General features: G+C 37.9%; 17 protein-coding genes. 12 read left to right on the top strand and 5 right to left on the bottom strand.

All coding sequences use genetic code 11. The features are described from left to right. Positions 1–138: 138 nt before the first annotated feature. Both ade and LQ188_RS02020 read right to left on the bottom strand, forming a co-directional pair. The gene (ade, locus tag LQ188_RS02015) at positions 139–1,890 is read right to left on the bottom strand and encodes an adenine deaminase (protein WP_230175886.1); all 1,752 of its coding nucleotides are present in this window, start codon (positions 1,888–1,890) and stop codon (positions 139–141) included. A 31-nt stretch (positions 1,891–1,921) separates the two neighbouring features. Next, positions 1,922–2,374: a nucleoside deaminase gene (locus LQ188_RS02020; RefSeq protein ID WP_101225484.1), complete on the bottom strand. Its 453-nt coding sequence runs from the start codon at positions 2,372–2,374 to the stop codon at positions 1,922–1,924. Positions 2,375–2,632: 258 nt separating this feature from the next. On the opposite strand from LQ188_RS02020, the gene LQ188_RS02025 reads away from it, so the two are divergent. The 11 genes from LQ188_RS02025 (at position 2,633) to LQ188_RS26780 (ending at position 9,912) form a co-directional block, all read left to right on the top strand. Then, positions 2,633–3,535 (top strand): AEC family transporter, encoded by a 903-nt coding sequence (locus LQ188_RS02025; protein ID WP_230175887.1) that lies wholly within the window; start codon positions 2,633–2,635, stop codon positions 3,533–3,535. 235 nt (positions 3,536–3,770) lie between these two features. Further along, positions 3,771–4,181, top strand: a complete 411-nt coding sequence (locus tag LQ188_RS02030; RefSeq protein WP_101225416.1) for a hypothetical protein — start codon at positions 3,771–3,773, stop codon at positions 4,179–4,181. A 420-nt stretch (positions 4,182–4,601) separates the two neighbouring features. Beyond that, a complete protein-coding gene (locus LQ188_RS02035; RefSeq protein ID WP_230175888.1) occupies positions 4,602–5,330 on the top strand; it encodes an amino acid ABC transporter ATP-binding protein in 729 nt (242 codons plus the stop codon). Between the two features lie 19 nt (positions 5,331–5,349). Beyond that, complete coding sequence (locus LQ188_RS02040; RefSeq protein ID WP_101225415.1) at positions 5,350–6,177, top strand: transporter substrate-binding domain-containing protein; 828 nt, start codon at positions 5,350–5,352, stop codon at positions 6,175–6,177. A 106-nt stretch (positions 6,178–6,283) separates the two neighbouring features. Continuing rightward, complete coding sequence (locus tag LQ188_RS02045) at positions 6,284–6,922, top strand: amino acid ABC transporter permease (RefSeq protein WP_048687123.1); 639 nt, start codon at positions 6,284–6,286, stop codon at positions 6,920–6,922. A gap of 14 nt (positions 6,923–6,936) precedes the next feature. Beyond that, entirely contained in the window at positions 6,937–7,587 is a 651-nt protein-coding gene (locus tag LQ188_RS02050; protein WP_034307000.1) for an amino acid ABC transporter permease, read from the top strand. Between the two features lie 15 nt (positions 7,588–7,602). Continuing rightward, positions 7,603–7,851, top strand: coding sequence for a hypothetical protein (locus tag LQ188_RS02055; RefSeq protein ID WP_230175889.1), 249 nt, complete (start codon positions 7,603–7,605; stop codon positions 7,849–7,851). A gap of 67 nt (positions 7,852–7,918) precedes the next feature. Beyond that, positions 7,919–8,200 carry a DUF4190 domain-containing protein gene (locus tag LQ188_RS02060; protein WP_101225483.1) on the top strand — a complete coding sequence of 94 codons (282 nt, stop codon included), beginning with the start codon at positions 7,919–7,921 and terminating at the stop codon, positions 8,198–8,200. 110 nt (positions 8,201–8,310) lie between these two features. After that, the gene (locus LQ188_RS02065; protein WP_137020179.1) at positions 8,311–8,631 is read left to right on the top strand and encodes a hypothetical protein; all 321 of its coding nucleotides are present in this window, start codon (positions 8,311–8,313) and stop codon (positions 8,629–8,631) included. Positions 8,632–9,235: 604 nt separating this feature from the next. Continuing rightward, a complete protein-coding gene (locus tag LQ188_RS02070) occupies positions 9,236–9,679 on the top strand; it encodes a nucleoside 2-deoxyribosyltransferase (protein ID WP_363320539.1) in 444 nt (147 codons plus the stop codon). 110 nt (positions 9,680–9,789) lie between these two features. Further along, the gene (locus tag LQ188_RS26780; protein WP_260357754.1) at positions 9,790–9,912 is read left to right on the top strand and encodes a hypothetical protein; all 123 of its coding nucleotides are present in this window, start codon (positions 9,790–9,792) and stop codon (positions 9,910–9,912) included. 400 nt (positions 9,913–10,312) lie between these two features. Here the strand turns inward: LQ188_RS26780 and LQ188_RS02075 are convergent, their stop codons facing one another. Further along, positions 10,313–11,056, bottom strand: a complete 744-nt coding sequence (locus tag LQ188_RS02075; RefSeq protein WP_101225410.1) for a L,D-transpeptidase family protein — start codon at positions 11,054–11,056, stop codon at positions 10,313–10,315. 220 nt (positions 11,057–11,276) lie between these two features. Between LQ188_RS02075 and LQ188_RS02080 the strand changes: the two genes are divergently transcribed. Continuing rightward, on the top strand, positions 11,277–11,729 hold the full coding sequence (locus LQ188_RS02080) for a YueI family protein (protein WP_230175890.1): 453 nt from the start codon (positions 11,277–11,279) through the stop codon (positions 11,727–11,729). Between the two features lie 243 nt (positions 11,730–11,972). On the opposite strand, the gene LQ188_RS02085 is transcribed toward LQ188_RS02080, so the two are convergent. After that, positions 11,973–13,040 (bottom strand): AI-2E family transporter, encoded by a 1,068-nt coding sequence (locus tag LQ188_RS02085; RefSeq protein ID WP_101225409.1) that lies wholly within the window; start codon positions 13,038–13,040, stop codon positions 11,973–11,975. A 502-nt stretch (positions 13,041–13,542) separates the two neighbouring features. Beyond that, on the bottom strand, positions 13,543–14,811 hold the full coding sequence (locus LQ188_RS02090; RefSeq protein WP_230175891.1) for an OFA family MFS transporter: 1,269 nt from the start codon (positions 14,809–14,811) through the stop codon (positions 13,543–13,545). Positions 14,812–15,035 lie beyond the last annotated feature (224 nt).

Below are 15,035 nucleotides of genomic sequence, written 5' to 3' on the forward strand. Positions count from 1 at the left end.
CCAAGAAAGATTTGTGTTTATTTTTATTTTAACATAGATGATACCTTATATCCTTTTCCCGTATTCTGTTGATTTGGAACCTATTTATTTTGGAGGTTTTTGGGTGCGAAGAAAAAAACCCCGACTAGGGGGTCAAATTTAATCGACTGGCTTTGAGGCTTCGATAGGAATATGCCTAAACTCAGAAACGGAAAATAAACCCTGATCCGTCAGTTTGATTTCAGGGATGACAGGTAACGCCAAGAAGGCAAGTGTAAGAAAAGGGTTGAAATGCCTGTTAGCACCGAGTTTCAATAGGGCCTCATCGATTTTATTCAATGAATGGACCACATCCATATAATCACATTCACTCATCAATCCAGCTATTGGCAGGGGAAGGGAAGCGAGTATTTCCCCATTTTGGATTACGGTCAATCCACCCTGCATTTTTTTGATTTCCTTTGCTGCCAGCAGCATATCCTGATCATTCGTTCCGGCAATGATCAAATTATGTGAATCATGGGCTACTGTAGTGGCAATTGCACCTGATTTCAACCCGAGCCCTTTGACGATTCCAAGACCTAATTGTTTGGTCAGATGATGCCTTTCAATAACAGCAAGTTTTAAATGATCAACATGTTCGGAGAAATGGAATAGTCCATCTTGATTAAGTGTGACCGGTTCAATCGAATGCTTTGTAATCAAGCTGTTTGGAGTTATCTCAATAATATTAGCGAACTCATTTTTAAAAGGAATCGCCAAATCATCTTCGGTTATTTCATGAAAATGAACGGAGTGCGTCAACCCGTCATCAATAACCTGTTTCCTATCATCTGGAAAGTTAAGTAAATGATTATTTTGAACGATAAGCTTTCCATCTTTAAAAACCGAGTGGATGTTGATGGAATCAAGATCATCCAATAGAAGGAAGTCTGCCTTGTATCCAGGTGCAATTGCACCATGTTCCTTTAAACCAAAGCATTCTGCTGCATTAATGGTCGCCATTTGTATGGCGGTAATTGGCGGGACACCTGTATCTATGGAAAGTCGAACGTTGTGATCGATACTTCCCTCATATACAATATCATCTAGGTGCCGGTCATCGGTGACGAATAAACAACGGCGGGAGTTCTTCTCGTTAATAACTGGAATCAGGTTTATTAAGTCTTTGGCAACCGTGCCTTCCCTGATCATAAGATACATACCTTTACGCAGTCTTTCTTTTGCCTCTTCCGCAGTAGTGCATTCATGATCCGTTTTTATGCCTGCACTCATATAAACATCGAGCTGTTGTCCGGATAATCCGGCTGCATGGCCATCGATGCTTTTGCCTAGTCTATTTGCATCATATATTTTTTGCAGCATATCCTCCTCCGTATGTGAAACGGCAGGGAAATTCATGACTTCGGCTAAACCAAGCACTCTCGGGTTTTGATAAAAGGAAATTAAATCTTCACTTCTTAAGACAGCACCAGAATGTTCAAACTCCGTAGCAGGTACACAAGAGGGCATCATGAAGTAAAAGTCAAAAGGAAGTTGAGCGGATTGTTCAATCATATATTCCATGCCCTTTTTGCCAGAAACATTGGCAATTTCATGAGGGTCTGCAACGATGCAGGTCACACCATGTAAAAGGAGGATTTTTGCAAGTTCATATGGCCTGACCATCGATGATTCTATATGAACATGGCCATCAATGAAGGAAGGGCATACGAATTTTCCTGCAGCATCGATTTGTGAAATACCATCATAATGCCCAATTCCAGCAAAGTAACCATCGACGATCGCAATGTCGCCTGTATAGATATCCCCATTGAAAACATCTATGATTTGCCCGTTTTTAATGACGCAATCTGCTGGTGTTCTTCCTGCTGCAACGTCAATTCTCCTTTTAAGCAATTTTTTTTTCATATTCGTAACCCCTTTGGCAAAATATATCCGATTAATATTTCACTTTTTCCGTATTGGTTTCCCAAGTGCGGAATGGTAAATCATGGTCATTAAAAGACAATTGTTTCATTTCAATCGTGCGATTTTCCATTGGCAGGGCAAGTTCTTTGTATATAAAGTGATCATCAAAGCCGATAATTGCAGCGTCTTCTTTAGTGCATGCGTAATAAATGGCTTTTGGACGTGCCCAATAAATAGCACCGATGCACATGGGGCAAGGTTCGCAGCTAGTGTATATTTCACAATCTGTAAGCTGGAAGCTGTCGAGATTCCTGCATGCATCACGAATCGCCTGTACTTCGGCGTGAGCAGTAGGATCGTTGGCTGTTGTCACATTATTACATCCTCTGCCTACGACTTTGCCATCTTTTACGATTATAGCACCGAAAGGTCCTCCGTTCTTCGCCAATACATTTTCATATGCAAGCTGAACAGCCATCTCCATGAATTTTACATCCACTAAAAACACCCCTTCATATATATTTATAACCTAAAGTACTGATGTTACGTTTATTAACGTAAATATAATAAACAATATACCATATGCATGGGGAAATGGAATATTGTTTTCTGAAAATAGAGAAAAGTCAGTTTGTGTTAGAATATATGATGTGCAATCAAAATGGTTTAAAAGAATTTTTACAAATAATAATAAAACTGATATTGTTAAAAGAAAATCATTAAGATTATGAAGGTGAAGTGCATGGGGTTTTTGGGAGTTCTTTTACCGATATTCGGTATTTTTGTTTTAGGGTTCATCGGTCAGAAAAAGTTCAAACTTGATACAAAATCGATTTCCACGATGGCATTATATTTAATGTCACCTTTTCTTGTGTTCCGGACTTTTTATTCCGCAGAATTTACGATTAATTATTTCTACCTGTTCTTATTCACGATAGTACTTTGTCTTTCTCTTATACTGGTAGTCTACATCATATCTTATTTTCGCAATTATACAGTCACTGAGACAAGCGGCATGATATTGGCATCTGCATTCATGAATAACGGAAATTACGGAACACCCGTCATTTTCCTGTTATTCGGAGCCGCAGGACTCGATTATGCAATCATCCTTATGGTGGGACAGCAGTTAGTAATGTGCACGATCGGCATTTATTTCGCAGCGAAGGGCAGCCCGGAAGGTAACGGAGTTCAAACGGCGATTAAAGCAGTATGTCGAATGCCAATTGTTTATGGAGCCATTGCCGGTACAGTATTTCAGTTCGTTAACGTACCTTTAAGCAATTCGGTTATGGAAGCTATTAACCTTGTTGCAAATGCAGCGATTCCCACAATAATGATTACACTGGGAATGCAGCTGGCCAACATTTCGCTGAAAAAAATAGCCTATCGGAAGCTATCAGTTTCGCTGCTCCTTAAACTTGCCGTGTCACCGGCCATTGCCTTCCTGCTATCTCTTGCCTTGCCAGTGAGTGATATGGTCAGGCATATCATGGTCATCGTAGCTGCAATGCCAACGGCGGCCAACACTACGATGTATGCGCTCCAATTCAATACGGAGCCTGAATTCGTATCAAGTGCTACGTTCATAAGTACATCATTAAGCCTGATTACGCTTCCAATCATCTTTTTCTTTGTATTATAGGAGATTATCATTCTAATTATGTGGGCAAACTTATTATATACAAGAAGCGGAAGAATCCTGGCTAATTAAAAGAGGGATCCGGAAAGATTATATGAATTACCTTTGACCTCGCGGTTAGTGAACGACTTGTGGACTTGGATTTAGGTGTCCAAAACATTTTCATTTAAAATTAAAGGGCAAGCTTGTTAACTGGTGTTTACTTTTTTTAATGCCTGTATTTGATTGGAGGGGTTTTATGTTCCAGACTAAAATTGAACTGACTAATACTGGAAAGATTGATGCCATTTTAAAGGGAATCGTTCTGAAAACCTATGAAGAGTCACTGGAAGAAAAACTCTTGCTATGCATGGAGTGCGGTGATGTTGATTTTTATATCGCGTATTCAAATAATGAGGAACTTCAGGATGCGATAAATGAAAACTTTGAAATTGATGAATATGGCGAAATCGTGAAAATAGATGAACATCAGGAACTTATGGATGATTTATACGATTATTTCTTGATCATACATAAGGAAAGTGATTTGTTTGATTTTTTTCCAGTAGGTCCATATACTCACGGAGGGGAAACCCGTGAATCGGATACGGATATGCTGGCGCCAAGGGGTTTATATTCAGCGCCATTTGAAGACGCGATAAAGGAATGATGAAAAAGACAGCGATAGCTGTCTTTTTGTATTTTTAAGAGCGTATTAAGCCTTCGGGAAATAAATGCATTTTTACAAAAAGAGGGAATTTTTTTATGGATATCAGTTTAAATTTATCAGTTTTATGAAATATAGCAATAATATCATGAAATATAATATCGTTTTTAACAATTTAAAGTTTATATGGTAATTTTAAGAAATATTATATATAATAAAAATGTGAATATTGAATATATTATTTGAATTACTAGTTTAAAATAACAATAAAAATGGACTTTTCACGATGAATTATGAAATATTGGGAAATAATTTTTGAAGAAAGGATTATACATAAGATTTGTTTCGAGTTAAGAGAGTGATATATTACGCTTTTAGAATTCTGATTATTATAAATTTTCAGTTTTGGGCAGGGGGCTAATTATGATAGTTTTTGACCGAGTGAATAAGTATTATGGCGATTTCCATGTATTGAAAGAAATTAATCTTACAATTAAGAAGGGGGAGGTGGTAGTGGTCATCGGACCTTCGGGTTCAGGGAAAAGTACACTGCTTCGATGCATTAATCGTCTAGAGACCATTTCGCAAGGTTCCCTTTCAATAAATGGTCTAAATGTAGCGGATAAAAAGACGGACATAAACAAACTTCGTCGGAATATCGGTATGGTTTTCCAGCATTTTCACTTATATCCTCATAAAACAGTGCTCGAGAATATCATGCTTGCTCCCAGGAAAGTTCTAGGGCAATCCGAAGAGGAAGCGAAAAAGGTTGCACTGAAGTATCTGGACAAAGTGGGGATTGGAGATAAAGCGAATTCATTTCCTTCTCAGCTTTCAGGTGGACAGCAGCAACGGGTAGCGATTGCCAGAGGTTTGGCAATGGGACCTGAAATCATGCTATTTGATGAACCTACCTCAGCCTTGGATCCAGAAATGATTGGCGAGGTACTGGATGTAATGAAAGCACTTGCCCATGAAGGTATGACGATGGTGGTGGTCACGCACGAAATGGGATTTGCCCGTGAAGTAGCGGATCGAATCGTATTCATGGACGAAGGCAGGGTTTTAGAAGAGGCATCACCGGCTGAGTTTTACGCCAATCCTCGTGAAGAGAGGGCTCGTTTATTCCTTAGCCGTATATTAAATCATTAAAAAAACAGGGGTGAATTACATGTTGAAGAAAAAGAAATGGTTAAAATTATCTTTGCTATCCTTACTGGCTGTCATTTTATTAGCTGGATGCGGCGGGGGGAACGATTCAGACAAAGCTGAAGAGGGTGGAGGCAAAGACAAAGAAAAAGATGTTCTCGCACAAGTGAAGGAAAAGGATAAGATCGTTTTTGGGGTGAAAAATGATACAAGACTATTCGGATTGAAGAATCCTAGTACTGGAGAGGTTGAAGGCTTTGATATTGATATTGCCAAAGCTCTTGCAGCAGAAATCCTTGGTGATGAGAATAAAGTTGAATTTAAAGAAGTGACTTCTAAAACCAGGATGGCATTATTGAATAATGGTGATATCGATGCGATTGTAGCGACCATGACAATCACGGAAGATCGTAAAAAAGAAGTAGACTTCACTGATGTTTATTTCGACGCAGGACAATCTTTATTAGTCAAAAAGGGCAGCGATATCAAGGGTATTGATAGTTTAAAAGGGAAAAAGGTATTGGCTGTCAAGGGCTCTACTTCTTCCATAAATATCCGTGAAAAAGCTCCTGAAGCACAAGTGCTTGAATTTGAAAACTATTCCGAAGCGTTCGCTGCACTTAAATCCGGACAAGGTGATGCATTGACCACGGATGATTCCATCCTTTATGGAATGGCAGATGAAGATCCAAGTTATGAGCTTGTTGGCGGTACATTTACGGAAGAACCTTATGGTATTGCCGTGAAAAAAGGAAATGCTGAATTTGTTGAAGAGTTGAATAAAGCCCTTAAGTCTCTTAAAGATTCAGGCAAGTACGATGAAATCCATGATAAATGGATTAAACATTAAACATTTTAGCAAATGGATAAGGGAAGCTGACCTTAAATAACATTTGAACATTTGTCTATGAGGATGAGCGTTTTGCTCATCCTTACTAGTTAAAGGAGTGTATGCCGTGCTTGATTTCTCCATTTTAACAGAGAATCTGGATATGTATTTATTAGGCTTTAAAAATACGATCATGTCGAGTTTGGTCGCGTTGATAGCGAGTTTGATTCTTGGTGTGCTAATTGCCATCATGCGGATTGCACCATTAAAGCCACTAAACTGGCTGGGTACCGCCTATGTCGAGTTCATTCGGAACATACCGTTATTGATCATAACCTTTTTCTTCTTTCTCGGTCTTAAACTAAGCGGACTATACGCCGGGACATTAGCCTTGACCATTTACACTTCATCTTTCATAGCTGAGGCAATTCGCGCAGGCATACTTTCTGTGCCAAAGGGTCAAATGGAAGCTGCCCGTTCATCAGGTCTGACTTATGGACAGGCAATGAGGCTCGTCATTCTGCCGCAGGCCGTTAAAATAGTCATTCCTCCTTTAGGAAACCAATTTATCAATCTAGTAAAGAATTCTTCCATTTTAGCCGTTGTTGCAGGACTCGATCTTATGTACCACGGGGATTTGATTTCTTCAAGGACTTTTGTTGTGTTTGATGTGTACATTTTCGTTGCAGCGTTTTACTTAATTCTTACCATTCCTTTAAGTTTTGGCGTTGGTTATTTGGAAAAACGTCTGGCTAAGAGTAATTGAGGGAGGTATAAGATATGGATTTTGCAGGTGCCTATACACCAGATAATCTTAAGTTTTTATTAGAAGGATTTTGGGTAACGCTCCAGGTAGCTTTTATATCCATTATTCTAAGTTTCATTATTGGCGGTCTTGTAGGTATAATCCGATACGCAAAAGTGCCGGTGTTATCACAAATATTAGCTTTGATTGTAGAAACGGTGCGTAATTTGCCTCTGTTATTAATAATATTTTTTACCTATTTTGCTTTGCCGGAGATACGGATTAAACTGGAAATCATTCCAGCAGCCATAGTTGCCTTGACAATTTTTGAGTCAGCCATGCTTTCTGAAGTCATTCGAAGTGGGCTAAAATCCATTGATAAAGGCCAAATGGAAGCTGCCCGTTCATCAGGTTTGAGCTATACACAGGCATTGATACATATTATTCTGCCCCAAGCGCTGCGCCGCATGGTTCCTCCCATTGTCAGCCAATTCATTTCTTTATTAAAGGATACCTCTTTAGCGGTTGTCATCTCTTTGCCGGAGCTGACCCATCATGGTCAAATCATATATGGACAAAGTCAAAAGTATTTAATACCGATTTTGATCCTGGTGGCTCTCATGTACTTCATTGTGAATTATAGCCTTTCTTTGGTAGCCCAGAGACTTGAATTGAAACGAACCTAAAAAAACGGCTCAGAAATGAGTCGTTTTCTACTTGTCTACGAGGTTCGGAAGTGTCTCACTCCTAACTATGATTATAAAACTATACTTGGTTATCCTTCATGTAATTTCCTTGTGAACCCCAATAGATTGAAGAAATTTGCGACACTCCTGCCGAATAACTGGCTAGCCGAGACCCCACAGGCGCTTGCTTTGATGAGGCTTGGCATACAGTCGGCGGAAAAGGCGTGGATTTCTGGAATCGACTGGAATAATAGTGATGAATGAATACACAAAAAATGAATCTTTTGCTTTTAATAACCGTATATATAAAGGAAGAAAGAAGGTGGAATATATGTCGGAAATTAAAAGAAGCAATAGCAAAGCGATTGTATCATTGATCATGGGTGTATTATCTTTGTTTATTCCATTCATAGGCATCATATTAGGTATTCTCGGTTTAATATTTGCATCGAAGAGTAAACAAGAAATTAAGCTTACTGGTGAATCTGGAGATGGATTAGTGACAGCTGGAAAAGTGTGCAGCATTGTTGGAATAATCTTGAATGTTCTCGTGATTCTGATTTTCCTGGTGTTTTTTTATTTCGCAGTAAATACGGACATAACAACCTATTGAGTGCAAAAATTAACTTGACAAACAAAGAAAAGTAAATTAAACCTATATAAAATGGAAATTCATGTTATAATTAATATAAAAACCTAAATTTTGTATGAAGGGATGATATTTTGACCATTCAAATCTTTGAGTACCCAGCCGTATTCTATTATGAAAAACACCCGTTGATTATCGACTCTTTTTCCGTTCAGGTTTGTTTCCCGGATTTTAGGCGAGAAGGAATTATTTCTTCCGTTAGCGGTAGGAATCGGGTAGATGCCTTAGCTTGTGCTCAAGAACTGCTGGAATCCATGGTCGAACATTTTATTCACGATAAAAAAAGAATCCCGGATGCAAGTGAAATGGAAAAGGTAAATCTGGATAGGGGAATCAATATTTGTGAGGCTGCACCCTTCAGGATTGAAATAGAAAATATCACATATGAAAAATAAAAAACCTTGCCGGTTAAAGGACAAGGTTTTTATTTTGTATTTCTTGAGATTCAATGAAAATTTTGTAACCCGGATTGTCAGGCACTTAATACGTACATAGAATATTATTTTTTGTATAAGGTGAACTCGACAGTGACCACTGCATAAAATACTCCGGATTGGCTTCACTTTCATTTATGATTTGGTAAAAAATATGTTTTCAGAGTAGGACGCCCAAGTATTTATCCAGTAGAAAGCATCCCCATCACCTCAAGTTTTAATCATTCTATTTAAAACAATGAAGACTTTTGGCAAAAGGGTTCTATCTAAAAGTAAACAAGTTGATTGGAGCGGGTGTGCGAGACCCCTGCGGGAAAAGCGAGAGCCTGGTGGAGAGGAAATTAACGTTTAAATTGCACAAACCCCTAAAAAAAACAGTAGGCAAACTCGATTTTCATAGGGGATGTCTTCAGTCTGTAACCATCATGACCTGTAGAGGAATGATGGTTTTTTGTTTCGCTTGAAATTTCGATTTAATTATTTTTTAATTTTGGGGAAAGGATATTGCGTTCTTTATAACGAATATGTATAGTATAGGTAACGTAGGTAAAAAGTATCAATAGTTATATATTTTGGAGGTGTATGTGTGAAATATTATATAGCATCAGACGAAAAAAATTTGAAGCAAGTCAAATCATTGATCAAGAAATTGACTTCAAAAGGGTTTACATGTGTGAATGACTTGAATTTAATTACGAATGATGAGAAAAACCAAATAACGGACGGCATTGGAGAATATGAGAAAAAGGGGATTGAGGAAGCCGATTTCATGCTGATCTTCCTAACTGCAGGAAAAGGTAATCTATATGAGCTTGGCTATGCTTTATCTTTAAATAAGAAAATAATTGTGTATTCGCCTGAGAAAGACAATTATCATATTAATAAAAAATCAATATTTCATAATCTGCCCGAGGTAACAATCTGCAGCGGGACCTTTTATAAGCTGGTTAAATTGATACATACGCTTTCTCCGGAAGGATCTGAACAAGATTCACTGCATCTTAAATAAATGTCAAATGTAAAATTTTAAGGATACCCTCTAAAAAAATTTCTTTTGAATGAATTGTTTAAAGTATTAAAAATGAGGGTAAAGACCATTAAAAAAGGGAGAGGACTGTTTTGGCCATTATTGATATCGACCAATTATTGTTAGCCACTGAAGCGATAGCAGAAGAGTCAGTTGCATTCCATCTTGATACATTTGACATCGATCAACTTTTAGATAAAACGGATAATTGGTAAGGAAAAGCATGCCCAGAGAGGATATGCTTTTTTTCTGACTAAAAATAACCTGAGTACCGGTATGAAAAAAATACAAGTAATCAGGCAAGTGAGGATATTTTAAAGAATTGGATAAAGTTAAAACCGGCGTCCTTTTACGAAGCCTAATATCACAAACATCGAGATGGTGCCAATAACAAAAATTGCTTTAATGGAATTAACGAGAATTTCATCGTACATTTGTATTACCTCCTTTTATGTAATGACAGTGCGATTATGATTAGCTGTTGATGTATAAATTATAACATAAAGTCAATAACCGGTGGTGGGAAATTAAAGACGATATGGGTAATAATGTATAGGTTGGAAAGTTAAAGCACAAAAAAAGATATCCTCTAAAAGTGGATATCGGCAATGAAAATTATTTAAGTCCAAGCGCTTTTTTCGTTTTTGGTCCGACGATCCCATCAGAAGTAAGCTTTTTAGAGCTTTGGAATTTTTTCACAGCTGTTTCGGTGTTTTTTCCAAATGACCCATCCACTCCTTTAGTGCTGAATCCAAGTTTAGTTAATCTTTTTTGCAGTTCAATTACTTGGGGGCCACTGCTTCCTTTTTTTAGGGTAGAGTTGGTATTTACAGGTAGGCTCACAGATCCGCTCACTTTATATCCATTCGTGGCAGCTATGGTGGCAAATGATCTATTCGAACTGGCAATCAAGACTACAGTGTTCATTCTCACCCTATCGTACAGCCACTGAACTTCATTGTTATACATCCGAATACAACCGGCACTTATATATTTCCCAATGGTTGTAGAATCATTATTGCCATGTATTGCGTACGTATTTCCTGGTGTGTTCCTTGCATTGATCCCCAGCCATCTTTTACCTAGAGGGTTTTTTGGGTCTCCGCCTCTAATGTTGCCTTTATAATAGGGACGATTCACAATCTTTGTCACTACCTTGAACTTTCCTTCAGGAGTGTAGGAGGCTTTCTTTCCTGTCGCCACAATGAATACCCTCACCAACTTATCATTTTCGTAATAGGCAAGCTGATTATTGGCTTTATTGATGATAATCAGTTGTCTTGCTGCCGCACCTGAAGTATTACTGAACCCAACAAAAGTAAAGGCGAATATCAATATAAATACAATTAATTTCCTCATGTTTTTCCCCGTCCCTCATTTAAGCAACCTACTTTTACACATATACTATCCTATGCATGAAGTGGGGCTAAAGTGACAATTTTTTAAAGTGGGGGTAAACTAACAATGGGTATTTTAAACCCAGAGTACTTTCTGATTGTTTGCATACCTAAAGAATGATGGGCACTATTTTTGGCCATATTACATACATTATTGAAGTGAAAGCGGAGGTGGAAAAGAATTGTCACGCCTAAATGTGGAGGACTATCTAGAACAAGGAATCCATGGTCCAAAAGAAATAAAGCCTGGTGAACGAAGGGAATTTCTGGGCACATTACGGGAGCGCGTCGTCATCGTACTAAAAAAAAGCCAAGTCTTTGAAACGAATGTATATCCGGAGATAGAGCAGATGATGAAGCAGTATCCCCGTTCAAATTTGTTTTTAAATGGTCAGATGGACTATCAATATTTAGGGAAATATATAAAATTGGCAATGAGTCATAATATTCCTTATAAAATTGTCCTAAACAAAGATCACAACTCCGATTTGGGTCTGGTATTGGCAGAAAATAATGCCATAAACAAAGAGGAAATTCATATCGAGAAGAAATATCATGCCCAGCAAGTCATCAAAAAGAAAAGCTTCAAAGCGTTTTTCAAGCGCTTTGTTAAAAAATTATTAAACAAACGTTGATAGAATTATCAACGTTTTTAGTTTGTCTATAAAAAGAGGCACGAAAGAGATTTAAAATCAAGAATAGGTTATCCTTCTTGTTTTTTACTGTTATATGTGGATGAACTGGAACGTTTCGAAAAACAAAAAACTGCAGGCAAACTCGCTTATCCTAAAGTTTGTCTACAGTTTGAAAAGTTGATGAATGATTTTTGTTTTATTTTTCAAGCGTCTTTAATTAAATGTGTAGACAACCATTCCTGATTATGCAACCCTTTTCCGTAAGCTATAAAACTTCCTGAAATTCCCTATGATTGTTTTTACTACGGAATACGTGGGGATAGCGATTAAAATGCCAATGAAACCGTATATTGATCCTGCAGCAAGCAGCAATAAGATAATGGTAAGTGGGTGAATGTTAAGACGTTTTCCCATAACATTCGGTGTAACCAAGTGCCCTTCGACCTGTTGAACAACGGTAAGGACAATGAGTACTTTCACTGCCAGCCCAATGTCTTGCTGTAAGGCAATGAAGAGGGCAGGGATGATGCTTATTAATGGACCAAGGAATGGTACAACGGTAAAAATCATGGCGAATAGGGCTAGTACAAGTGCATAATCGAGACCGATAATAAGGTAGCCAATATACATCAAAGTTCCAATGACGATTGATATGATGAATTGACCGATAATATAAGTTGAAAGGGTTTTATCGACGTCTTTTAAAATCGTGTTTCCCTCTGATTCTACATCGGTCGGAATATATTTTAATAGAAATGGTCTTAATTTATCTCCATCCTTCAAGAAATAGAATAAAATGAATGGTGTAATGACCAATACTGTTAAAACACTAGTGATCGTGGAAAAAATGGTATTGACATTCACTATGAGTTTTTCGGAGTAATCTTTCAAATGTGTGACCGCTTTTTCTTTCAATTCTTCCATATTGACCATGCCAAAATCATTTTTTTCAATCATGACTTCAGATTCTTTAGACAATGCCTTGACTTTGCTGGGGAGGTTTTCAGATAATTTTTGAAATTGGTCAACGATTACAGGACTGCCAAAGTAACCTACCATCCCAATCATACTAAATATAATTAAAAAAACGGTAAAGATGCTAGCTGACCTCGGGATAAATTCAGTTAAAAAGTTAACGACCGGACGTAATATATAGTATAAAAGCCCAGCCACAATAATAGGGAAAAACATCGCAGCAATGATTTTTTGTAGCGGCTGCAGAACATAATCAATCTTACCTAGTAAAAAAATAATTAAAATAATCAAAATGATCGCGCATGCATATTTGAAAAACGGTTTATTGATCCACAAGACAATCCCCCCTAATTCCATCTCTTACTTGATTCCCTGATTTAGCTTAATGTTAAACTAAATAACTTGTTCTAATTGTTTGGTGTAAAATGATCATTCAACTTTTTTCGATATAGCTGACCAGAAGGAAATGGGAATACAGTCTGTTAATATAGCGGCAAGCAAACAAAAACAGACTTTCACTGAAATATGAAAGTCAACTTTAAAAAAATATTTGGTCACTTTGACTTTTACCTGTCCTCACGTTCATAAGTCGATATGCTCAATGAATGCATTTCCCTAGACTACTGCGGTTAAGTTTAAGCAATGTGCAAAACTGCACCAGCAAGAAATCCTGCTGGGATGATAAATCGTAAAAAGTTCCAAAAAGACATCGATCCGAAAGATATCTGAAAGTTTTTTAAAAGCAGCCGCCGGTTAGGCCAAAACAAAAAAGGCATCATCAAAGGTAAATTCCGGTTATGGAACTTTACTTGATAATGCCTTTTTACAAGGTTTTAAATTAGGATATTTTACTGAATGTGTTCGTTACTCCTTGTTTCTGTTCTGTTTGCATTTTTTTAATGTCCAGACGCAACCAGATGGAGATGGCAAATGCTATCGCAATTAATGCTGCGAAAACATAGAATACGGGGATGTAACTGTTCGTACTTTCCCTGATTGCGGTAACTAACATAGGTCCGCAAACCCCGCCTAGAGACCATGTAGTTAAAAGGTAACCGTGGATGGCCCCAATTTCCTTAGTTCCAAATAAATCCCCGGCAAATGCTGGGAGATTTGAAAATCCTCCTCCATAACAACTCACGACCAGCAAGATGAGTCCTTGGAACAATAGTGTATTTGTAGTGGTAGGAAGTAAAAGGAACGCTCCGATTTGAATGATGAAGAAAATGACGAAAACATTTGGACGTCCTATATAATCCGATGCTGCTGCCCAGCCAAGTCTTCCTCCGCCATTAAAGATTCCCATAATACCGACTAATGTTGCTGCACCTGCTACAGACAGACCAACAACGTCTTGAGCCATAGGTGAAGCTACCGAAATCATCATGATCCCTGCACTTGTATTTATCAGTTTCATGGACCATAACATCCAGAAGTGTTTAGTTTTAACCGCTTCTTTTGCAGTTAATTGCCTTAGGTCTTTCTTCAGTTCTTTCTTACCGGACTCAATATCTTTCTTCATTCCTTCAGGTAGCCAGTTGGCCTTTGGAGGTGCAATATAGGATGCTCCTAAGAACATCAATATGAAATAGCCTGCGCCTAAAATATAATATGTAGTATAAATGCCAACGGATTCCATAAGGCTTGCAGCTACTGGGGCTGTAATGAGTGCTCCGGCACCAAAACCTAATACGGCCATTCCTGTTGCCAATCCCCTGCGATCTGGGAACCATTTGACTAAAGTGGATACTGGTGAAATGTACCCAATCCCCATACCAAGTCCACTTAAAACCCCATATGTCATTAGGTAAAGCGGAAGTGAATCAACCATTACTGCTAAACCGGAACCAGCTTGACCTAAACCGAATAATACGGCAGCGACCATAGCTGACTTCCTTGGACCATTTTTTTCTACGAATTTGCCAAAGAAGGCAGCAGAAGTTCCTGCAAGCGCCATCATTATTGTGAATGCTAACGTTACTTCAGTTTCTGACCACCCCATAGTCTCGACTAATGGTTTTTTGTAAACGCTATATGCGTATGCACCACCTATGGAAAGGTGAATGGCGATAGCGGATAAAGCGATTAACCATCTGTTTTTTGTCATGTTGTTACCCCTTTTCGTTAAAAAATAAGAAAGTTGCATGCGTTTTATCTATAATATATCGTTTTGCATGCGTTTTATCTATCTTGTGGGATAAGTATATAAGAATATTATTTAGTAGTAAACTACTAAATTGAATTTCATGTAAAATTTTCCTCTGTGCTTAGAGTTGGGAAAAATACTTTATGGATTCGGATTAAAAATGTTATATATTCTAAGGATTTTAA

It is taken from the genome of Peribacillus sp. Bi134 (genome assembly GCF_918698065.1).
GTDB lineage: Bacteria > Bacillota > Bacilli > Bacillales > DSM-1321 > Peribacillus.

What these genes read in the sequence shown, in the direction of transcription:
- ade (WP_230175886.1), bottom strand. Translation starts at nt 1,890, where the DNA reads ATGAAAAAAAAATTGCTTAAAAGGAGAATTGACGTTGCAGCAGGAAGA.
- LQ188_RS02020 (WP_101225484.1), bottom strand. Translation starts at nt 2,374, where the DNA reads ATGGAGATGGCTGTTCAGCTTGCATATGAAAATGTATTGGCGAAGAAC.
- LQ188_RS02025 (WP_230175887.1), top strand. Translation starts at nt 2,633, where the DNA reads ATGGGGTTTTTGGGAGTTCTTTTACCGATATTCGGTATTTTTGTTTTA.
- LQ188_RS02030 (WP_101225416.1), top strand. Translation starts at nt 3,771, where the DNA reads ATGTTCCAGACTAAAATTGAACTGACTAATACTGGAAAGATTGATGCC.
- LQ188_RS02035 (WP_230175888.1), top strand. Translation starts at nt 4,602, where the DNA reads ATGATAGTTTTTGACCGAGTGAATAAGTATTATGGCGATTTCCATGTA.
- LQ188_RS02040 (WP_101225415.1), top strand. Translation starts at nt 5,350, where the DNA reads ATGTTGAAGAAAAAGAAATGGTTAAAATTATCTTTGCTATCCTTACTG.
- LQ188_RS02050 (WP_034307000.1), top strand. Translation starts at nt 6,937, where the DNA reads ATGGATTTTGCAGGTGCCTATACACCAGATAATCTTAAGTTTTTATTA.
- LQ188_RS02055 (WP_230175889.1), top strand. Translation starts at nt 7,603, where the DNA reads ATGAGTCGTTTTCTACTTGTCTACGAGGTTCGGAAGTGTCTCACTCCT.
- LQ188_RS02060 (WP_101225483.1), top strand. Translation starts at nt 7,919, where the DNA reads ATGTCGGAAATTAAAAGAAGCAATAGCAAAGCGATTGTATCATTGATC.
- LQ188_RS02075 (WP_101225410.1), bottom strand. Translation starts at nt 11,056, where the DNA reads ATGAGGAAATTAATTGTATTTATATTGATATTCGCCTTTACTTTTGTT.
- LQ188_RS02090 (WP_230175891.1), bottom strand. Translation starts at nt 14,811, where the DNA reads ATGACAAAAAACAGATGGTTAATCGCTTTATCCGCTATCGCCATTCAC.